The following is a 21,477-nucleotide window of genomic DNA, read 5'->3' on the forward strand; positions in this document are numbered from 1 at the left end:
TTATTCTACAACTTTGAGTTCATCTTCAAAAAACCAGGTACTAGTTTTATCTTCAAATTCAACGACGGCACCGACACCGCTACCATCGGTCATTTTGAATTCTTTAACTGTCCCTACTTTACCTAGTTTACTCACAACGCCATTAGATACGCGATCTCTGAGGCGAAAAACTTTGACTTGTTGACCGATTTCCATTGAGCTTAAATTTTATTGATATAATTTCTCCATTCCACAGTGTACCTGAATTCTAGGCTCAGATTAACCCCGAATCTCGATCGGTTTGCCAAAGCGGGGAATGGGTGGATGGGTGGATGGGTGGATGAATACATAGTACCGAAAACCTAATCCTGTCAATCCTTGAATCCTCAAATCCCGATCGGTCTGAGGTGATTAAATATGCCAGACTAAAGAGTATCTCATCACTTGGAGCTAACTTATCTGATGACTACCAGACGTAATTTCCTCTACTTACTCGGCACAGGTACGACAAGCACTTTGCTGGGAGTCACTAATGCTAGTTGGGCAGTGCCTGTGGCTCCTACAGCAGCCGCAAAGGATGTGTTTGCCCTGCCGCCCCTAACTTACGATTACAAAGCCTTAGAACCCCATATCGACGCAGCCACGATGAAATTTCATCACGACAAGCATCATGCGGCATATGTGAAAAATTTGAATGCAGCAGTAAATAAATATCCCGAACTTAAGACCAAATCTGTCGAGCAATTACTAACCAGTCTGAGCGCATTGCCCAAGGATATTCAAACTACAGTTAGGAATAACGGCGGCGGACATTACAACCATACGATGTTCTGGCGAATTATGGGGCCAAAGGGTGGTGGTATGCCTACAGGCTCGATCGCGACTGCTATTAATTCTCAATTTGGTACGTTCGACACTTTCAAAACCCAATTTAATCAAGCGGGGACGAAATTATTTGGCAGTGGTTGGGTCTGGCTGGTAAGTGATAAAAATAAGCTCAAAATTATTACTACACCCAATCAAGATAGTCCGATCTCTCAAGGTTTATATCCGATTATGGGTAACGATGTTTGGGAACATGCCTATTATCTCAACTACCAAAATCGTCGTCCTGAGTACTTATCGGCTTGGTGGAACGTAATTAATTGGACGGAAGTAAATAAACGGTTTGCACAAGCACAGAAAACCTAGATCTACACGAGCAACAAGAGCGATATGAATAGTGACGAACTAGCCAGATATATCGAACAAACAGGCGGAATGGGTAAATCTTGGTTATTGGTACAGCTACGCTTGCAAAAGTTAGCAGAAGCAAGGCCCGATTTATCAACAGAAGAATATCTTCATCGCATTGAAGATATTCACGCAGACATGATGAATCTCGGTGAATGGTGGGTAGGTATTGAGAACGAGGTATTTTAATGAAGGCAGATGGTAGTGAATAGTGAATAGTGGATAAAAGACTAGTGCTTAGTAGAGATAGTCGGGTACCCACAAGCGGCGTTTTTATTCGGGGGTTCCCCCCGAATAAAAAAACGACAAGACAGGGGCACCCCTACGCAATTAACCCACAAGGGGTACCCCTTGTGGGTACCCTGGGTCGAAACTAAGCACTAGTAGTCTACGGCGTAAATAAGGTTACTATTTTGGGAGACTTTGAGACGGGGAGAAAGAAACGGTACCCTCATTTCCGCTGCTTAATACTAGTATATTTGAGCTGGTGCAAGATGTGAGATTACCAATCTTTTTGATTGACGGTCTTATAAGCTTGTTCTTTTTCCACCCAATCGCGACCGAGTTTGATAGTTACATCAGAATAAAGATTGCCAGAACTATCGACTTTGGTTTCGCCAATTCCTAATATTTTAGATAATCCTTCGGCAACTTCGGGATTACCTTTTTGAGCGATAAATTGACTGATAGCTAAATCTTCTTTAATCTTGGGTGCGGCATCGAGATGGACGTTTTGATAACCAGCTTTATTCAATCGTTTGATGAGTCTGGCAGTAGCATCGGGGAAATGACTGGTATCTTGAATCTTCACACGCAGCGTTTCGACTTTCGGCTGCTCTAGAGTGAGCGTACCGCGATCGAAGTAACGTGCCATCATATTTTGAATCCCTTTTTCATCGGGGAGCCAGTAGCTCGTGCCGTGCTTGCCGTCGCCGTTATAGTCACCTGGCATCATCAACATTTGCATTTTTGATTTGCCATTTTGCATCGAAAAACTACCGAGTGCGAGTAATTCTTCGACGGTGAGATTGGTATCGACGTGAGATTGAATCACAGAAAATAGTTGAGGAATCCTAGCGATCGTCATTGGGTTGAGCGTTTGCTCCATTAAGGCTTTGACTACCATTTGCTGGCGTTGCATCCTACCGATATCGCCGTTGGCATCGTTACGATAGCGTAGCAATCCCAAGAGTTTCGTGCCATCGAGATGTTGTCTGCCAGCCTTGAGATTGATATAGAAATGTTGAGAGTCATCTTGATACTTGATATCTTTGGGGACGGTAACAGTTACGCCACCCAGTTCGTCGATCAGTTTGGAGACTCCCTTATTGTTGAGGCGAATATAACGATCGATCGCCACACCGCCAAGCACCTTGCTGACTTCTTTAGCCGCTGCGGCTGGGCCACTTTCACGATCTACAGCATTAATTTTCTCGGTACCGTGTCCGGTACGTTCGATCTTAGTATCGCGGGGAATTCCTAAGAAAACCGTCCGTTTGGTTTGAGGATCGAAGCGGAGCAACATGATTGTATCTGACAAACCATCGAGGGAATCAACTTCTGCATTGTAGCCAATTTTTTTCTGTTCGTTGCCGCTAGCTGTCTTGACATCTGAAAGATTAGTTTTGATCCCTAGCAACAAGATATTTACAGGCTTAGAGACTTCTGGTACCTGTAATAAACTCCGCGAGAAAGCTTCCTTATTTTGATTGAAAAACGCAGCATCTGCGGCAGACAAAGCGCGTTGTTGGAGTGGTGCCGAAGTCAGCGATACCGCTAAAAAAGCCCCAGCAGCAGCCGAACACGCTCCAATACTTCCCAACCCCAGCCACAACCATAGCGGTACTTTACGACGCTTTTTAGCTGGCTGACGGCGAACCATCTGTGGGCTGGGTTTACTCGATTTGCGGCGTTGCCGATCTACTTTTCTAACTTCCACTTTACTCACGGTTTAATAGGGGTGGGTGGGGTTTAATAATCGCTGTTGTCGTTACGGTTGTTTCGATCTTAAGGTGGCTATTGTGCCATAAGCCGCATTTGCTGGAGACTCAATTGCACTTAATTAAATCTATCCATGCCGATCGGATTAGTTTTGCCGAATCGTGCGTTCTGCTAAAGTACTAAATCCTGGCAATCGTAAAGATTTCTTTTGCCAGAGTAGCATCATTAGCCACAGGCTAGTCATGAAATAGCTAGATGTCGCCAGACCATTGAGAAATAATAGCCGAAATCCGATCGCTGACGATCCCGATACATCTGCACCAATATTTAAACTCATGTATGTACTCAACCAGATAAAAGCGAGCAAAATTGATAGCCGACAGACTGCCAATTGGCGATTGTCCCGTTGACGCCGATAGATTGCCCACATTGAAGGCAATATGCCAATGACGGGAATCAGGTATAGAAATGTTTCTAACCTGTCGAGCGCATCGAGATCTCGTTTTAATGGTCTTGGCACTAGCAAATCGATCTCCGATCCTGGTGAAGTGTCGGGTGAGGCGGTCATAGTCTATTGTCCTATCTGTAATATTTTTTTCTCTATAGATCTAAAATCCCCAATTTTTGGCAATTTAGCACTATCTAGCTAATATTTTTTTGGTAGGTAGGAGTATGGTTGGAGATCGCCGCTCCAGTACTAAAGCCACCCAATTAGCGATCGCCTCAGGTGTAATTACTTAAGTATAATTTGACACTGGCGATGCAAAATCTATCCTCATATACATTTTGTGGTTAGATTTTAATATCTAAGGAAATAAATGCAGATGTTCTAGTGCAAAATTGTATAAGCTAGTTCGATGTTAACATTTTCTTAATTATTTCAGAACCGCGCTCCCTTGAAAGTGACAAAAGTCATAGGGAATAAGGGTGGATGAGTGGATGAGCGGATGGGTAATGGGTAATGAGTAATGGTTAATGGTTAATGAGTAATGGGCAGCGACGCTGCCTTGTTGAAGAACACACGAGACTCATCATCCACTCATTTACCCATCGACCCTATTTCGCCGGAACCGTCCACCAGGCGATCGCATATGATTGCAGGGGGAGATTGACGGCTTTGCGAAAATGGACGCGAATTTTATATTTGCCCGGGTCGCGAATTTGCTGAAAAATGTGTTGGACGCTATCGACAGGGCTAGTTGACGACCATAAGCTGCGATCGAGTCGATTTTCGTTAGCTGGGAGGAGATAAAGATCGAGCTGATTGAGACCGCGATCGCGAAATTTCTTGCCCAGAGCGTACTCTTTACTTTGGGGATCTTCTAGCTCTACCAATCGATCCCAGGCAAGGGTAATCGATACCCAACTATTAGCCGCTAAAGGTCGATCGAGAAAATAATCGCGATAGCCACCAGCATCGACACTCCGATAATCCCACCCGATCGGGGGTGCGGGTAAGAGCGGCTGATGCTGTCCGGGACTAAACTGTTGATAAGCGCGAAAGGCATGTAACTGACCTGCGCCGATCTGGTAATCTAGTGGGGTCTGTGGGTTGCGCTCTGCAGCTGATTCTGTCCAATCGCGATTATTTTTGGCAAGGATCGTCCGCGTCATTCCCAATCGCAAGCCATCGCCCGCATCTTGAATTTTATCGGCAGAATTTAATAATACTGCTTTCATCACCTCATGACGGCGAGTGTCGGTACTCCAGTGCGGACGCAGATTGGCAGACATTTTGCGTTTCGATCGTAACTGGCGATCGCCAAATTCTTGCAACAGCGCGATCGTCCCCGTAACATGCGGCGCGGCAAAACTCGTCCCATTGACCACGATCGTTTTACCCGCTAGATTGTAAAGCTGGAGATTGCCGCCTGGAGCGACTAAGCTAATCGATCGGCGATTGCCGACATTTACTTCCAAATCCTCGATAATTTTGGCAGTCCCGATCGGTGCTTCGCTGAGATTGGCAAAATCTAGCTTTTGATAGATGCCCTGACGGACAGTGGAATAAGCTACGTTAATTCCATTGTAGTTGTCGGTCGGAATCGAAATTCCGCCTTTACCCTGATTGCCCGCGACGATGTAGCTGACATTATGCACCCGCGCCGACCAATCCAGACATTGGGTGAACAAAGCATTGCCATCTAACTTGGCATCGGGTCGCGGATCGCGCTCTAATGGCTCCCCAAAGCTCAAATTAATCGCCCGCACGTCCCCACCATTCTGTTGGGCTATATGTTGGATGGAGAGGCATTCTTCGGGCTGTCCGCTCTCTCTGGGGATGCCGACAGCCGTAGCGTATAGCCGCGCATCGGGAGCGACGCCAGGAAAGCGTTTATCCCGACTCACCATCACCGATGCCACCATCGTCGCGTGCTGTTCGACATTTTTATTGACTTTAGCGACCCCGTTTTGATAAAAAATTTGTTCGACTTTAAATTTGGGATCTTTGGCCGCTTTATCCCAGCCAAATTGCCCCGGACGCCCGACTTCCACTTGCCCGATCGCGATTTTTTTGCCAGTAAGGTTATATGGAGCCTGATGCAATTTCAAAGCATCGATCCCCGCACTCCCGATCGAGTTTGCCGTCAGCATGGCCACACAGGGTGTTACCACACTCGCGATCGCCGTCCCGATCGCGATCCGCTGCCAATACTTCTTCAATCAGTCGCTCCCACCTAAATTAGATATTTACCAGTTAATCATAGGTAACACCGATTCGGATTGCGGATTGGAACTGCGTTCCCCATTTGTCCACTCATCTCACCCTCGCCCTCTCCACCTAAAACCTAAAACCTAAAGCCTAAAACCTAAAACCTAAAGCCTAACGCCTAAAACCTAACGCCTACTTTCTACATTTTGTTACATTATCGCCAGCCACAGCCAAAATTGTCGCAAACTGTGATCAGGTCAAAAATCCCTGTGTTTGGAGGAATATCTCATGTCTGATACTCAAGTTTTCATCGCATTAGCGATCGCACTCATTCCTGGTTTGTTGGCATTTCGTCTATCCACCGAACTCTATAAATAAGTAGTACGTGAGATCGATTGTCGATCTGACTTTTTACCGAGCTTCTGGGACGTAGCTGAGACTACGCCCCAGTTTTTGTGTGTTTTTTGGTTAGATTGATCTCGATCGAATTTTGCCCCAAAATGAAGATGTGAAACTTTGACATAATCTGGGTCACAAGTCGTATAATGATTAAAAAATTCTATTGGGCGACACTAATTTCATGAATGCACTATCTCCGATCGAACCGCCAAAACTTCCATCCCGATCGGTTAAGCCCCGCGTGCGACAACCACCTGGTGCGGCTAGTTCCCAACCAGTCAGCGCACAGAACAAGCACATAGATCGCCCTGGGGCGCACCCAGAGGGATTCTCGGTCGGAGAGGCTGCACCAATGCCAGTAAAATTAAATCCAGCTTACGTGTATCGTCGTCAGGGATTGGAGGCGATCGCCAAGTTAGTTACTTATTCGACTTTATCGGTGTTTGGGATGGTAACTTTGGCCAACTCAATCGGCTATAACTGGTCGCAGCGGAGTAAGTTACAGCATTTGGAAACTGAGTTGCAAGAGGCAAAACTCCGCGCTGAGAAGGTTCATGGTAATTTCAGCCGCTCGTTCGCTCCAGAAGCGCAAAAAGGTCTAATGGAAGAAAACAGTTATAAAATAGCACCCGATCGACTACAAATATTTCCGATCGATTCCAATACCAATTCAAATCGCTCTACACCAACTCAGCGCAGTAAGTAATTTTTCTCAAAGTTTTAGCTAAGAAATTGCAACTGCTCGAATTCTCGACTCTGTCTAATGAGATGGATTTGCTTTCCGATCGGAAGTTGGAGTTGAAGATTCAATAGTAGTAGTAAATTTGATTGGTGATGTTTCGGGGCGATCGCGGCTAGTCAGCCAGAGTTGCCCCGGCAATTTCGATCGCTCTAGTTACGTACTTTATTGCTAACGATCGACTTCTGACTCTCGAAACACTAAAAATCTTGACTTTTGCAGGATATCTATTAGTAAATCAATCAAAACTATTAGTAAGGCGATCGCGATCGTGCCCAAAACTCCCCAACAGCTTCCCCACAATAAATGATTAGTGCTTAAAAACGCAAATGTGGCTGAAGAACACAAGAAGATTAAGCCGTATGTCGCCATTATTGCCATAATATAAATCGCGATTGTCATCAATTTATTACGGAAATAAAAACTAGCAATAGCCATTATTAATGTGCCAATAATAGCACCACCGATCGCTGGTTCGGGATTTTTAGTGCCAGATAAAAGCCCTCCATAACAAAATCCCAGCCAAGTTCCAGAACTAGCGGCTGAGATAGTGTTCATTATCCGAGACAGCAAAGGCTGTTTTTTCGTCTGGATACTAGTAGCTAAAGCGATCGCCGTGACTGAAAAAATAACAAATAAAATTACTAAATAAGGCCATCCAGAGTCTTCTGGAGTGCGACCTAAAATGCCGAAGCTCGATTGGCTAACGGCGTGAAATGACAAGATGGCAATGGCAACTACGATCGATATTGTCGCGATGATTTTTAGCTTTTTCAATATTTGAACTACCTTTGCTAATTCATAGTTTCGAGCGATATTAACTATTATAGATCGTCAATAGATCGTTTGTTTAAATGTGTAGTATAATCAGAAATAGAGAATGAGATCGAATACTTTGTAAATAGTATAACAGTCGATCGATTTACTGGGTCTATTAGTAATTTTTAATCGAGCTGCGAATGACGATCCAACGTCGAATTTTGGTAGCAACGGTAACAGCTTGTTTGCTGCTACCCCTGGGAGCCTACGGGATATTGCATTTTCAAAGACCGCCGCGAACGGGCGAACACCGAAGGCTATTTCCGGGCATTACCTACACCCGTGATGCTCGATCTCAGCCGCGTCCGGTAATGATTCATATCGTGAATATCGATCTAAAAACTGCTGGACTAAAAATATTAGTTACTCCAAAAGTACCAAATAAGTCACGCACGACCTCTGAATTTTTACGAGAGTTTAAGCTAAAAGTGGCGATTAATGCCAGTTATTTTGTGCCTTTTTACGAAAATACCCCTTGGAATTACTATCCCCGCAGTGGCGATCGTAGCTATGCAATGGGAGAAGTAATTGCCAATGGCGATCGCTATTCTCAGCCGGGATCGCAATGGGCTGTGTTATGTATTTCACGGGCTAACATTGCCAGTATCGCCGCCACAGGTACCTGTCCCCAAGGTACCCTCAATGCTGTTGCTGGGCGCGAATTATTGGTAAGCGATGGAAAACCCGTACCAGAATTATCTACACCCAGTGCCCCCAAAGAAAATGCTTACCCGCGTGTTGCTGTAGGGATCGATCGGCTTGGCGAAAAGCTGTGGTCGATCGTCGTCGATGGCAAGCAACCGCTGTACAGTGAGGGACTTACTAAGCTTGAACTCGCCGAGTTACTTGCCAAACTCGGAGTCGATCGAGCACTCAATCTCGATGGTGGCGGCTCGACAACCCTAGTAATGGCCGCCAGCAATGGAGTTAAAGTTTTAAATGCGCCTATCCATGCCAAGCTTCCCACTATCGAGCGTCCGGTTGCCAATCACCTCGGGTTTTATGTCCCTTAACAATTCGATCTTGTCCTCACCCCCAACCCATCTTTCAATTAGAACCTATTTGCAATCTTTGAGGGCGACGACGATCGCCGTTCGCGTAGCGTCGGCTCTGCCAAGCTAGCTAGAATTATCCACGACCACAACTGGTATGGTGCTACTTTCTAGCACGGCTTGAGACATCGACCCCACCAAGACCTCATCCAGGAGACGATGACCGCCTTTGCCAATGACGATCTCCGCCACACTACAATCCTGAGCCATGCGAACAATTTCTTCAGGCACCGAGCCATTGGCGGTGACAAATTGATATCGAATATCTGCCAGGATTCTGCTTGCCTGATGACGGAGGCTTTCGATTCCTTGAGGATCGTCCATCCGCAAAACATGGAGCACGACCACTTCGGCATCGCTGCGACGAGCCAACTCGGCAACTTTGGTCAACACTTGGGTCGCTAGGGGAGAGGTATCGACGGCTGCAAGCAATACAATCCGCCGAGACACCGAAACCTTCGTCGGGTCGACATCCCCCCGCTCCAGAAGCTTTGGTGCAAAAGTGGGAATTGCCCAAGCTCCAAGGGGTGCGCTCACCAAAATCGAGAGAACTGCTATGGCAAGAATCGTTTCGCCCCCTGCGATGCCTTGGGCTAAGGGAACTGCACCAATGGCGGCCTGTACCGTTGCCTTGGCGGAATTTCCAGGCAGCAGAAATAGCCGCTCTTTCCATGTCCAGTTACTCCCTAATGTTGAAAGATACCAACCAAGGGAACGCCCAATCAGAGTGCCAATTGCTAATATGACTACGCCAACGAGCAATGTATTACCCAGCACATTAAGCTGAATACTCGCACCTAACAGCACAAAGAGCACGATCTCAGCGATCGCCCACAAACTATCAAAGCCACCGCGTAGCCGTCGTGCTAACGGGGCATCCATCTCAATCAGGAAAAAGCCAGTCGTCATGACTGCCAGATAGCCAGAGAATACTGGAAATTTTTCTGCTAGGACTACGAGCAATAGGGCGAAGCCTGCGGCAACCAGTGTATCCTGCACCGCAGTTTGCGTCCAGTTTTGCTTTGTTAATAATGAGACCAACAGACGAGCTACAAACCATCCCAGCAAAACTCCTAACCCGATTTGCAGCATGATTTGAAACGGCAGCACTTGCAGTGGAGTCAAGGATAACCCTCCTGGCAAGGTTATTCCGGCTGCGGCACTTTGAGACAAAAATGCCAGCAGCAAACTAAAGACCAGCAGTAGCAAAACATCAGATAGCGCACTTCCGGTTAATATGGCATCTGGAATCCCTTTCGTACCCCCCCAGCCCAGACTTTTTAGACGTAACATTCCAGGAACGATGACGGCAGGAGATTCAGCACTAATGACACAGCCCAGGAGTAGCCCAGTAGCAAAGTCAAACTGGAGCAGCCACATTGAGGCAAATGCAATGGCGATCGCTTCGCAAGCCGCAGGCAAAAAGCCCAATCGCAATGCTACAGTGCCCTGCTGAGCTAGCTTCTCCCGATCGAGACCCAATCCAGCCTTCATTAAAATCACCATGACGGCGATCGCGCGGAACGAATCTGCCGCTCCCAAAACCTCTGGCGCGATCGCATTGACCAGGTTGGGGCCAAGCACAACGCCGATCGACACCATCCCTACCAGCGCAGGTACTCGCGTTCGTCGAGCAATTTGCCCTCCGAAAAAGCCTATTAATAAAATCCAGATAATGCTTTCTAACATGACGCCACGTTATAGTTGAATCAGATTATCAACGTGACTTATAGGGACGGATTTGCTTTGGCCCTTACAGACACAGCCCTAGCCTTCCGCTACAAGTCGGAACAGTAGGAGCCATCAGCCAAATACATTACGATCGTGCTGAATCCGCCCAGCGTTTTGAGCGCGATTTATCGCCATCATTTCTATCTTATACCATCCGGTATTGTTGATTCTGAATATGAATCATCAAGTGTGCAGTCGCCCAAACCCTCGTTAGGGGTAATTCATGAAGCGACCGAAATCACGCGGAGGTTTCCTCCCGTTCGATAATAGAAACGCCACTGACTCGCAAGATCGAGCAATTTAGTAAGAGTCTGGTGTATGTTATTCTGGGGTTAGCAACATTGATATTGGCGGTAGTCATCGGCAAAGCAGTAATTCCAAATTCAAACCTATTCGTATATCTCGTAGGGGCGGGTTTATGCTAGCCAGTCCAGATTTGTACTAATCAATACCAAACAAACCCGCCCAACCCCACTAGCAAAGATGGATTATCGGTGAAAAATCGGTGAAATATTTTGAATTTGGAATTGCTGTCGGCAAAGTCGGCAATTGGACGGAAGGATTTAAAGCCGCAGTTGCGCTAGCATTCAGTTATTAAAATGAACAACCTGTGGAACGCGATCGAGCTTTGATGTTACCAGAGTGGTTACAGTGCGGCTTTTTGGGCAACGACTCACACATGCAAGCGCAAGATGGGCAACTAGCTGTAGCAGGCGATCGCACGGAGGGGGCACTGATTGTCTCGGCACAAAAGGCTGGGTTGGCACTGAAATCTTTAGAGCAGGAGCAACCGCGACTGGATACGATTCCTTTTGAATCGCAGTTTCCATATATGGCGATCTTGCATCAGTTTTGGCAAGAAAGTCATCGTCATCGCCAGGAATAAATATGCAAAAGACTCGTCTTAGTACTCTATTCGATCGACTATTTCAGCAATTTAACCAGTGGGGTCAAAATCCTTGGCGGCGAATATCGCTCGTCATTATTAGTTTGTTGAGCGGTAATTTTCTGGCTACCACAGTTTCCACAACTACCGGACAAAAAGCCGATTTAGATATTACAGTCGCCCTAATTCTGGTGACGATCGTCGAGACAGTTAGTTGGATCGCTTATGGTAGCAATTTGGGTCCTCGTCGCCCCGATCCTGAAGCTATTTTAGGTCAACGTCCGCTGTGGATCGCCATCCTAAACAGTCTCAAGTTAGGCTTAATTTATGGTTTATTTGTCGAAGCATTTAAGTTGGGCAGCTAGCATAAGTTATCCGTGAGTTGCTGGCACTCGATATTTGATTCGTGAAAGTCAATAATTTGAGAAGAAAATCCACACCAACCAACGATCGGATGGATCGCTAATTTCGCTAATGGCACTATCAAACCTACCGTCAGTTAAAACTCCAAACCGATATTGGCGATCGCTCATTATCCCGATTCTGCTGGTGCTAACGATCGTCATCGAAATCGGGGCACGTCTGGGAGCAGAGATCCTCTGGTTTCAAGAACTAGGCTACCTGCCGATGTATTTGCTCAGGCTGGGTACCCAAGGAATATTGGGCGTAGTTGTATTTACGATTACGACAATCTATCTGCTGTGGAATTTAGCCCTAGCTCAACGATTGAAGTCTCCCGATCCATCCCCAGATCGCCGAGCCATTTCGCTCTCCACCCGTCGTCCCCTGACTCTCCGCTGGCTGCTACCTTTAACACTGAGTTTGAGCCTGCTCGCGATCGCGATTTTGGTTCACTATGGTCGGATGGCGATGAGTCAATGGTATATGGATGCCGATCTGCCTACTGTCGTTCCGCCTGCACCAATTTTGCTACGTCCAGAATTATTCTGGCAATTGACAACCCAGATCTTCGTTAATGGCTGGGTGATTCTTGGGGTAATAGCTCTGGCAATTGCGATCCTCGTCTACCCGCGCTGGTTGCTGCTGGCAATCGCCCCGATCTTGAGTATGCTCATTGCCTGGGTGATGTCTCGTCAGTGGATGAGAATACTCCCATTCTTCCAAGCTACTGCTTTTAACAGCAATGATCCCGTATTTGGCCAAGATATTAGCCTGTATGTATTTAGCCTCCCAGTAGGAGAACTGCTGGAGTTCTGGCTAATGGGTGGCTGTTTATATGGATTTATTGCTGTCCTACTGACATATTTACTAGGTGGCGATAGTTTGAGTCAGGGGCGATTTGGGGGATTTTCTCGCCAGCAACAACGCCATCTCTATGGGGTGGGCGGTAGTTTGATGCTGGTTGTGGCTTTTAACTATGGGATTAGTTGCTGTGAGTTGTTATATTCACCCCGTGGCGTGTCTTACGGGGCGAGTTATACCGATGTGATGGTGCAATTGCCAACCTATGGAGTGTTGAGTATTCTCGCACTGGCGATCGCGGGCTACTGTTGCTGGGAAGCAATTTCCGCTCGCCGTCATCTATTTAAGTGGAAATTTATTCGAGTAGCAATTGGTTTGGCTCTGGGACTAGCGGCGATCTCTAGCACCATTTTACCCCTGGCAGTTCAGTTCCTGCTGGTGCAACCCAATGAATTAGCACGAGAAACACCCTATATTCAACGCACGATCGAAATGACGCGCAAGGCGTTCGGGTTAGACAAGATCGACGCTCAAACTTTCGATCCCCAAAATAATCTCACCGAGCAAACGATTCAAGCAAACGAGCGCACGATTCGGAATATTCGCCTCTGGGACCAAGAACCCTTGCTTGCTACCAATCGCCAACTGCAACAGATTCGCCTTTACTATCGGTTCCCCGACGCCGATATCGATCGCTATTTTTTAGCTGGCGAACCGCCAACAGCCACCCCCACCACACCACAACCCCCCACCACAATCGCCCCAGAACCCCAACAAGTCCTGATTTCGGCACGAGAATTAGAATATACCGCCGTCCCCAAGCAAGCCCAAACTTGGGTCAACAAACATCTGATCTATACTCACGGTTATGGTTTTACGCTCAGTCCAGTCAATCGAGTGGCTCCAGATGGATTGCCGGAATACTTGGTCAAAGATATCGGTATTACCGAAGGGAGTCCCCTGACTACCTCTAGTGCAGCAGTGCGGCAGAGCATCCCGATCGGTCAACCCCGCATTTATTATGGGGAAAATGCCAATAACTACATTATGACTGGCACCAAAGTCAAGGAATTAGACTATCCCAGCGGCAATGATAATGTTTATAACGTCTATGATGGGCGCGGCGGAATTAATATTGGTACAACCTGGCGGAAACTGCTATTTGCGAAATACTTAAATGACTGGCGGATGGTGTTGACACCAGAGTTTTTGCCAGAAACTAAACTATTATTTCGCCGTAATTTGAATCGACGAATTCGAGCGATCGCCCCTTTCTTGAGATACGATGGCGACCCGTATCTAGTGGCTGCTGATGCCAGAGCTAACCCTAAAGATCCTAAAGATCCCAGTTATTTATACTGGATTGTCGATGCTTATACCACTAGCGATCGCTATCCTTATGCTGATGTAGGGAAAGAAGGAATCAACTATATTCGCAACTCAGTTAAGGTGGTCATCGATGCCTATCATGGCTCAGTTAGCTTCTATATTGCCGATCCTAGCGATCCGATCGTCACGACTTGGGCAAAAATTTTCCCCGATCTATTCAAACCGCTCAGTGCGATGCCAGCCAACCTGCGCGCTCACCTCCGGTATCCGGCAGATTTCTTCAAGATTCAATCAGAGCGATTGATGACCTATCACATGACCGATCCCCAGGTATTTTACAATCGGGAAGATCAGTGGCAAATTCCTACCGAAGTCTATGGCAACAAACCCCGCTTGGTAGAGCCTTACCATCTAATTACCAGCTTACCGACCGTCCCCTTTGAAGAATTCATTCTACTGTTGCCATATACACCCCAGCAGCGCACAAATTTAATCGCTTGGTTAGCTGCCCGCTCCGATGGTGAAAACTATGGCAAATTATTACTCTACACCTTTCCCAAGCAACGACTGGTGTATGGCCCCGAACAAATCGAAGCCCGCATCAATCAAGACCCAGTGATTTCTCAGCAAATTTCTTTGTGGAATCGTCAAGGTTCGCGAGTCATTCAGGGCAATCTCTTAATCGTGCCGATTTCCGGTGCCAAAGGCTCCCGCGAGCAATCTCTACTATATGTCGAACCCCTCTATCTGGAAGCAACTCAAAATAAACTCCCAACTCTAATTCGGGTAATTGTCGCTTATGAAAACCGGATCGTGATGGCCCAAACACTCCAACAAGCGTTAACAGCTATTTTTAAAACATCGCCAATACCCGCACCCCCACCGATCGTCCGTCCAGTTGCAGAATCACTTCAGCCGTAGTAATTAATTCTGCTAACTTTTATACCGCCAATCCTAAAAATAGGATTTATTTCGATTACCTCCGGTAGGCTTTTCAATATCTGATATTATCAAGTAATGCAGATGACTTTGGCATATCACGATCGATATTTAACAAGACAGGATCGTTGTAGGCATTATCTACGATCGGCTAAGTAGGTCGGTATAATTATTTTAAATATTAGAACTACCTATGATCCTTGTGGTGGGCAGTGCCCACCCTACAAGATATTTTATATTTAATCGAGCCTTTCTACTCATCCGCTCGTTAATAACTCCAGCAACTCAGCTTCAGAAATTACTTTAACCCCCAGCTTTTCGGCCTTGGCTAACTTCGATCCAGCCTTTTCGCCTGCGACTAAGTAGTGAGTTTTAGTACTAATTGAATCTGAAACTTTCCCGCCATGACTCTCAATTAAATCTTTGGCTTCATCTCGTTTGAGCGTCGGCAAAGTACCCGTGATAACGAAAGTTTTATCTGCCAAGATCGAACTAATGACAGAACTAAGATTAGCTTCTAAAGATCGATCGAACTGTAGACCTGCGGCTTTTAGTCGATCGATTAACTCTAAATTGACAGGTTGTTTGAGCCAGTTGCTGACTGATTGAGCGGTTTCAAAACCAACATCATGAATACCTTCCATGTCGGCGGTCGTCGCTTGTAATAATAATTCGATCGAGGGAAACCTTTCGGTCAAGATATTCGATCCATTGCGACCGATTTGGCGAATCCCCAATCCATATAATACTCGCGACCAAGGTCGCGATTTGGAACTAGCGATCCCTTCGACAATTTTAGTCGCTGACTTTTCGCCCATCCGGTCTAAGGTCATTAACTTTTCGATCGTCAGCTCGTATAAATCGGCTACTGAATCGACCAATTTACTATCGACTAATTGCTCGATTAACTTTTCCCCCATTCCATTGATATCGAGAGCATCCCGACTTACCCAATGCACCAACGTACCCTTAAGAATTGCCGCACAGCTCGGATTATTGCAGCGCAATACTGCTTCGCTTGCCGACTTAGTAACGCTCGAATCGCACACGGGGCAATTACTAGGCATTTTAAAAGCTGAAGTCCCAGGCGGGCGCAAATCTGTCAGTACGCGCACGACTTTGGGAATAATTTCGCCAGCTTTGCAGACGATAACTGTGTCGCCGATTCTGATATCTAATTGCTCGATGAGATCGCCATTGTGCAGCGTTGCCCGCTGAACTGTGGTTCCGCCCAATTGCACTGGTTCGAGGTGCGCCAAGGGCGTAATCGCCCCCGTTCTGCCCACATTTACACTAATATCTAAGACTCTAGTCGGTGCTTCTTCGGCGGGATATTTAAGAGCTACCGCCCAGCGCGGAAACTTGTTGGTAAAGCCTAACTCCTGTTGCAGCGCGAACGAGTTAATTTTGACAACGACACCATCAGTCATGTATGGCAAGTTTAAACGTTCCGTATTCCAGCGATCGTAATATGCACCCACATTGGCAGCATCGGCACATAATTCGCGATGGGGATTGACCTTAAATCCCATCCGTTCGAGCAGTTCTAGCGATTCTAAATGGCTGTGGAGTTCGGTTTGTGGCGTAGTCGTTGGAATCTGGAGCGTATATGCAAAAAAATCTAGTTGCCGTTGGGCGACCATTTTGGGGTCTAGTTGGCGTAATGTGCCTGCTGCGGCGTTACGTGGATTGGCGAGTAATTGTTCGCCTGCTGTTGCTCGTTCCTGATTGAGCCTATCGAATACCGCAATCGGTAAAAAAGCCTCACCTCGCACTTCTACCACTGGCGGCGGATTTTCTAACTTTAACTTGAGCGGAATCGATCGAATGGTTTTGATATTCTGGGTAATATCTTCGCCCGTATCGCCATCGCCGCGAGTCGCCCCCCGCACTAATAAACCATTCTCATACGTCAGCGCGATCGCCGAACCATCGATCTTTAACTCGCAGACATATTCCGCACTCTCCTTACTCCCCATATTCCGCTGCCACCCCGCTTCCCACTTGGCAAACTCCGCCATGTCAAAAGCATTTTCCAGGCTGTAAAGCGAAATATTATGCTTGACCGAAACAAAACCCGCAGTCGGACGCTCGCCAACTCGCTGCGTGGGACTATCCGCCGTCACCAGCTCGGGATATTGACTCTCTAAATCTTGCAGTTCCCGATACAACCGATCGTACACGGCATCTTCCATCACGGGATTGTCGAGGACATAATAGGCATATCCAGCCGACTGAAGCTGTTCTCGAAGTTGCTCTGTACGGGTACGAATTTCTGGTGTCACGATCGATCGCTGTTCAATGGTACTTTTATATTACAAGAACTCGATCGATTCTACAAGAGTGGATGGGGAGATGGGTGGATGGGTAATGGGTAATAGGTAGAACGCTGTTCTACAAGCCTTCTACCTAAAACCTAAAGCCTAAAACCTAAAACCTAAAACCTAAAACCTAAAGCCTAAAACCTAAAACCTAAAGCCTAAAGCCTAAAACCTAAAACCTAAAACCTAAAGCCTAAAACTTAAAACCTAAAGCCCTCTAAGGAACCACTAACACCGGACAAGGCGCGAGCGAGATCGTCCTACTGGCAACGCTTTCAGATGCATGTTCGAGATCGACACCGATGCCGCGACTGCCCATGACGATTAGATTGACATTGAGTTCGTCGGCGACATCGCAGATGGTAAAAGCAGGTTTGCCTTCGCGTTGGATAATTTCGGCATCGATGCCACGTTTGGCGAATAAAGCTTGAGCCGAATGCAGCAATCGATCGACCGCATCTGGAGATTGCATGACGGGGTCTTCGAGTACCTCTGCATCGAGATCTGGAGTCTCCACTACAGATAATAAGATCAGTTCGCTTTGATACTTCTGAACCAAATCGATCGCAACAGCAATCGCTTCTTGAGCTTCACGAGAGCGATCGAGGGGAAATAGAATTTTGTTAAACATAAACTGAGGCTAAATAATCCGGCTTTTATCCTCTTACCACCTTATTCTCGATCTTCAGCCCTAGCTTTATAAAAATTGGTAACAAATCTACACGGGTTTTCCGGTAGAATTGTGAAACGGCAGAGCTAAATGTTTTCTTTAATACAGTACGACTATTCGGTATTACTACTTTTCTCAGCTTTTATATCAAAACCAAATTAACCACGATCGTTTTAAGGAGTTTCACCAGTGTCCAAGAAGTCCATTGCCAGTCTATCCGCTGCCGATCTCACAGGCAAGCGCGTCCTCGTCCGCGCCGATTTTAACGTCCCCGTAGACGATGCTGGTAATATCACCGATGATACCCGGATTCGCGCCGCTTTACCCACCATCAAAGACCTAACTGGTAAAGGTGCTAAAGTTATTCTCAGCAGCCACTTCGGTCGTCCCAAAGGCGTCGATGAGAAATTACGCTTGACTCCTGTTGCCAAGCGGTTGTCGGAGCTATTAGGCCAAGATGTGGTCGCGTGTAAGGACTGTATCGGCGATGAAGTTGCCCGCCAAATCGCGGCGATGAGCAATGGACAAGTTGCACTGCTCGAAAACGTCCGTTTCTACCCTGAAGAAGAAAAAAACGATCCCGAATTTGCTAAAAAGTTAGCTGCTAACGCTGACTTGTATGTCAACGATGCTTTTGGTACCGCTCACCGCGCGCACGCTTCTACAGAAGGCGTCACCAACTATCTGAGTCCTTCGGTAGCTGGCTATTTGATCGAGAAAGAATTGGAATATCTCCAAAACGCGATCGAAAAACCTCAAAAGCCGTTAGCAGCGATCGTTGGTGGTTCTAAAGTATCGAGTAAAATCGGTGTAATTGAAACCTTACTCGACAAGTGCGACAAATTATTCCTCGGCGGTGGGATGATTTTCACCTTCTACAAAGCACGCGGTTTAAATGTTGGTAACTCGCTAGTTGAAGACGATAAATTAGAACTCGCGCGCGCACTAGAAGCTAAAGCTAAAGAACGTGGTGTCGAACTTTTATTACCTACCGATGTAGTCGTTGCTGATAAATTTTCGGCTGAAGCAAACACCCAAATCGTCGATGTCAATAACATCCCTGATGGTTGGATGGGACTAGATATTGGCCCCGATTCGATTAAAGTTTTCCAAGCTGCTTTAGCTGATTGCAAAACCGTAATTTGGAACGGCCCAATGGGTGTGTTTGAAATCGATAAATTTGCTGCTGGTACGTTTGCCGTAGCTGATACTTTAGCTCAAATCTCCAAGTCTGGCGCAATTACCATTATTGGTGGTGGTGACTCGGTAGCTGCTGTCGAAAAAGCTAATTTAGCCGACCAAATGAGCCACATTTCAACTGGCGGTGGTGCTTCTCTAGAGTTACTCGAAGGCAAAGTCCTTCCTGGAATTGCTGCATTAGATGAAGCGTAAATAAGGCACTTGAGGTCGAGAAATAGTTTATAGCCCAAGTTGCATTTATAGAATGCCTACGATTGAAATAGTGGCTGCTGAGAAGTGTTTTTAACCACTTTGATAAATACGTAGCAACTTAGGTTTTTCAACTAAACCCATAGTATTTCTATAGATTTAATAAGTTAGCCCTCACAAATTTCCTAAAACTTACTTATACCGATCCAACGAGTGTCTCTTGGATCGGTTTTTACTTTTTAAATAGTTTAAAAGTAAGATTCGATCTAAAAATCCCAGAGGCTAGTATGAGACGGCAGAAATGAAGCTACCTTTTCTTGCCAACTCTCCCAACACATAGCTTCCTGCTTGGTGAAACGCCCGCTGTAAGCGTTGACGATAGCCTGCCGTAGGCATACGAAGCGAGATGTGCCGCAGGCGGGAACCGCTCCCTACGGGAAGGCTACGCCAACATCGCGATTTCATCCGAAACTCCCCGCTGTCTTGTCTTGTCTCGCATAATCCGGGAGGAAACCTCCCGGCTGCGAGCCGCTCCCTGTCTTGTCTCGCTTGCTTGGTGCAACACATGCGGAGGGAACCTCCGCGGGATTGCATCCGCAAACCGTCGGGAAACCCGACGAGCGCGAGCCGCCGCTCCCCGCAAAATAGTAACCTTATTTACGCAGTAGAATACTAGTCGATCGATTTCGACATTGTTTGTAATAACTTTTAGGATATTAGGCTCGGTATTTCCCGCGCGCTCTAAAGATCCCAAATGGGTTTTATAAAGGCAAAGATCGAGAAAAAGCCCCCCCTTATAAGGGGGGGGAGTAATACAATTCCAGCAAGAAGCTAAAATTAACTGTTAACCGACTGTTGTCGTTTCAAATTTGGTAGCTGCGGCTTTGAGCGTAGCTGCTTTTTCGGTTTGTTCCCAAGGTAAATCTAGATCCGCTCGACCAAAATGACCGTAGGCGGCAACATCTTGATAAAAACGACCATTGCGTTCGGCTGGGAGATTTCGGAGGTTGAAAGTAGCCAGAATTCCTTCTGGACGCAGCTCGAAATGTTCTTCGATCAGCTCAAAAAGTTGGTCGTCGCTAATGATGCCAGTGCCGAAAGTTTCGACTAAAATACTGACAGGAGCAGCAACACCGATCGCGTAACTGAGTTGAACTTCGCACTTGGTAGCCAAACCAGCAGCGACAATATTCTTCGCCACATGACGGCAAGCATAAGCCGCAGAGCGATCGACTTTGGTGGGATCTTTACCGGAGAAAGCACCACCACCATGGCGAGAATAACCGCCGTAAGTATCGACAATAATTTTACGTCCGGTTAAACCAGCGTCTCCCTGAGGACCACCAATTACAAACTTTCCAGTTGGATTGACTAAAAAATGAGTTTTATCGTCAGGTTTGATATCTAAGTCTGCGAACACTGGTAAAACTACATAATTCCAGAGATCGGCTTTGATTTTGGCTTGAACGCCAATATCGTCTTTAATGTCACCAATTGTCGCATCGTGTTGAGTGGAAATCAAGATCGTATCGATCGCGATCGGAATACCATTTTTATACTCAACTGTAATCTGCGTTTTGCCATCGGGACGAAGATAGGGTAAATCGCCAGTCTTACGGACGGCAGCTAACCGACGAGCGACGCGGTGCGATAAACTAATTGGCAATGGCATTAATTCGGGTGTTTCGTTACAAGCATACCCGAACATAATCCCCTGGTCTCCAGCACCCGTCTGGTCGAAAATATCGGTACTGTCGTCCCGATTTTCTTTAGCTGTATTGACCCCTTGAGCAATATCTGGCGACTGCTGATCCAATGCAATTAGCACCGAAGCACTAGTTGCCGAAAAGCCATTATCGGCATCTGTATAGCCGATTTCGGCAATCTTGTTACGAGCGAGGTCGATATAGTTGACTGTCGCTTTGGTGGTAATCTCGCCCGTGATCAAGACGAGTCCGGTATTGACTACAACCTCTGCGGCAACCCGACTGTAGGGGTCTTGAGCGAGTAGTGCATCCAAAATTGTGTCAGAAATCTGATCGCAGATTTTGTCAGGGTGACCTTCCGTCACGGATTCCGAAGTAAAAAGATATCTACGAGACAAGGAACAGTCCTCCTTCTGGTACTGGCTAATGTTAGCCTATATATTTACATAATGCCCATAAAATTAATCCAGAATTTTACCATTCGGTAA

At 46.5% G+C, this 21,477-nt stretch carries 18 protein-coding genes; 9 read left to right on the top strand and 9 right to left on the bottom strand.

Features of this window, described 5'->3' with window-relative positions; translation table 11 throughout:
* Nucleotides 1-195 (bottom strand): cytochrome b6f subunit PetP, encoded by a 195-nt coding sequence (gene petP, locus CHA6605_RS25270; protein ID WP_015162210.1) that lies wholly within the window; start codon nt 193-195, stop codon nt 1-3.
* Between the two features lie 246 nt (nt 196-441).
* On the opposite strand from petP, the gene CHA6605_RS25275 reads away from it, so the two are divergent.
* The gene (locus tag CHA6605_RS25275) at nt 442-1,170 is read left to right on the top strand and encodes a superoxide dismutase (RefSeq protein WP_015162211.1); all 729 of its coding nucleotides are present in this window, start codon (nt 442-444) and stop codon (nt 1,168-1,170) included.
* A gap of 24 nt (nt 1,171-1,194) precedes the next feature.
* Nucleotides 1,195-1,401, top strand: coding sequence for a hypothetical protein (locus CHA6605_RS25280; protein WP_015162212.1), 207 nt, complete (start codon nt 1,195-1,197; stop codon nt 1,399-1,401).
* A gap of 313 nt (nt 1,402-1,714) precedes the next feature.
* On the opposite strand, the gene CHA6605_RS25285 is transcribed toward CHA6605_RS25280, so the two are convergent.
* The 3 genes from CHA6605_RS25285 to CHA6605_RS25295 all read right to left on the bottom strand — a co-directional run bounded on the left by CHA6605_RS25285 (nt 1,715) and on the right by CHA6605_RS25295 (nt 5,817).
* Nucleotides 1,715-3,160 carry an LCP family protein gene (locus CHA6605_RS25285; protein ID WP_015162213.1) on the bottom strand — a complete coding sequence of 482 codons (1,446 nt, stop codon included), beginning with the start codon at nt 3,158-3,160 and terminating at the stop codon, nt 1,715-1,717.
* A 138-nt stretch (nt 3,161-3,298) separates the two neighbouring features.
* Nucleotides 3,299-3,721, bottom strand: coding sequence for a hypothetical protein (locus CHA6605_RS25290; RefSeq protein WP_015162214.1), 423 nt, complete (start codon nt 3,719-3,721; stop codon nt 3,299-3,301).
* Between the two features lie 488 nt (nt 3,722-4,209).
* Nucleotides 4,210-5,817 carry a S8 family serine peptidase gene (locus CHA6605_RS25295; protein WP_015162215.1) on the bottom strand — a complete coding sequence of 536 codons (1,608 nt, stop codon included), beginning with the start codon at nt 5,815-5,817 and terminating at the stop codon, nt 4,210-4,212.
* A gap of 277 nt (nt 5,818-6,094) precedes the next feature.
* Between CHA6605_RS25295 and psaM the strand changes: the two genes are divergently transcribed.
* On the top strand, nt 6,095-6,184 hold the full coding sequence (psaM, locus tag CHA6605_RS25300; protein WP_015162216.1) for a photosystem I reaction center subunit XII: 90 nt from the start codon (nt 6,095-6,097) through the stop codon (nt 6,182-6,184).
* A gap of 202 nt (nt 6,185-6,386) precedes the next feature.
* Complete coding sequence (locus CHA6605_RS32050) at nt 6,387-6,911, top strand: hypothetical protein (protein ID WP_015162217.1); 525 nt, start codon at nt 6,387-6,389, stop codon at nt 6,909-6,911.
* Between the two features lie 204 nt (nt 6,912-7,115).
* Here CHA6605_RS32050 and CHA6605_RS25310 read toward each other — a convergent pair whose 3' ends face one another.
* Nucleotides 7,116-7,721 carry a hypothetical protein gene (locus CHA6605_RS25310; protein WP_015162218.1) on the bottom strand — a complete coding sequence of 202 codons (606 nt, stop codon included), beginning with the start codon at nt 7,719-7,721 and terminating at the stop codon, nt 7,116-7,118.
* Nucleotides 7,722-7,903: 182 nt separating this feature from the next.
* Here CHA6605_RS25310 and CHA6605_RS25315 point away from each other — a divergent pair, with 182 nt between their 5' ends.
* Nucleotides 7,904-8,776, top strand: coding sequence for a phosphodiester glycosidase family protein (locus CHA6605_RS25315; RefSeq protein ID WP_015162219.1), 873 nt, complete (start codon nt 7,904-7,906; stop codon nt 8,774-8,776).
* Nucleotides 8,777-8,881: 105 nt separating this feature from the next.
* Here the strand turns inward: CHA6605_RS25315 and CHA6605_RS25320 are convergent, their stop codons facing one another.
* Nucleotides 8,882-10,504, bottom strand: a complete 1,623-nt coding sequence (locus CHA6605_RS25320) for a cation:proton antiporter (protein ID WP_015162220.1) — start codon at nt 10,502-10,504, stop codon at nt 8,882-8,884.
* A gap of 652 nt (nt 10,505-11,156) precedes the next feature.
* Here CHA6605_RS25320 and CHA6605_RS34590 point away from each other — a divergent pair.
* The 3 genes from CHA6605_RS34590 to CHA6605_RS25335 all read left to right on the top strand — a co-directional run bounded on the left by CHA6605_RS34590 (nt 11,157) and on the right by CHA6605_RS25335 (nt 14,885).
* Nucleotides 11,157-11,432 carry a hypothetical protein gene (locus tag CHA6605_RS34590; protein ID WP_198288399.1) on the top strand — a complete coding sequence of 92 codons (276 nt, stop codon included), beginning with the start codon at nt 11,157-11,159 and terminating at the stop codon, nt 11,430-11,432.
* 2 nt (nt 11,433-11,434) lie between these two features.
* Entirely contained in the window at nt 11,435-11,797 is a 363-nt protein-coding gene (locus tag CHA6605_RS25330) for a DUF565 domain-containing protein (protein ID WP_015162221.1), read from the top strand.
* A gap of 109 nt (nt 11,798-11,906) precedes the next feature.
* Nucleotides 11,907-14,885 carry a UPF0182 family protein gene (locus CHA6605_RS25335; RefSeq protein WP_015162222.1) on the top strand — a complete coding sequence of 993 codons (2,979 nt, stop codon included), beginning with the start codon at nt 11,907-11,909 and terminating at the stop codon, nt 14,883-14,885.
* Between the two features lie 275 nt (nt 14,886-15,160).
* On the opposite strand, the gene ligA is transcribed toward CHA6605_RS25335, so the two are convergent.
* Both ligA and CHA6605_RS25345 read right to left on the bottom strand, forming a co-directional pair.
* Nucleotides 15,161-17,188: an NAD-dependent DNA ligase LigA gene (gene ligA, locus CHA6605_RS25340; protein ID WP_015162223.1), complete on the bottom strand. Its 2,028-nt coding sequence runs from the start codon at nt 17,186-17,188 to the stop codon at nt 15,161-15,163.
* A 253-nt stretch (nt 17,189-17,441) separates the two neighbouring features.
* A complete protein-coding gene (locus tag CHA6605_RS25345) occupies nt 17,442-17,855 on the bottom strand; it encodes a universal stress protein (protein WP_015162224.1) in 414 nt (137 codons plus the stop codon).
* A 228-nt stretch (nt 17,856-18,083) separates the two neighbouring features.
* Here CHA6605_RS25345 and CHA6605_RS25350 point away from each other — a divergent pair, with 228 nt between their 5' ends.
* Nucleotides 18,084-19,286 carry a phosphoglycerate kinase gene (locus CHA6605_RS25350; RefSeq protein WP_015162225.1) on the top strand — a complete coding sequence of 401 codons (1,203 nt, stop codon included), beginning with the start codon at nt 18,084-18,086 and terminating at the stop codon, nt 19,284-19,286.
* A gap of 841 nt (nt 19,287-20,127) precedes the next feature.
* On the opposite strand, the gene metK is transcribed toward CHA6605_RS25350, so the two are convergent.
* Nucleotides 20,128-21,387 carry a methionine adenosyltransferase gene (metK, locus tag CHA6605_RS25355; protein ID WP_015162226.1) on the bottom strand — a complete coding sequence of 420 codons (1,260 nt, stop codon included), beginning with the start codon at nt 21,385-21,387 and terminating at the stop codon, nt 20,128-20,130.
* Nucleotides 21,388-21,477 lie beyond the last annotated feature (90 nt).

Origin of the sequence: Chamaesiphon minutus PCC 6605 (assembly GCF_000317145.1) — a bacterium.
GTDB lineage: Bacteria > Cyanobacteriota > Cyanobacteriia > Cyanobacteriales > Chamaesiphonaceae > Chamaesiphon > Chamaesiphon minutus.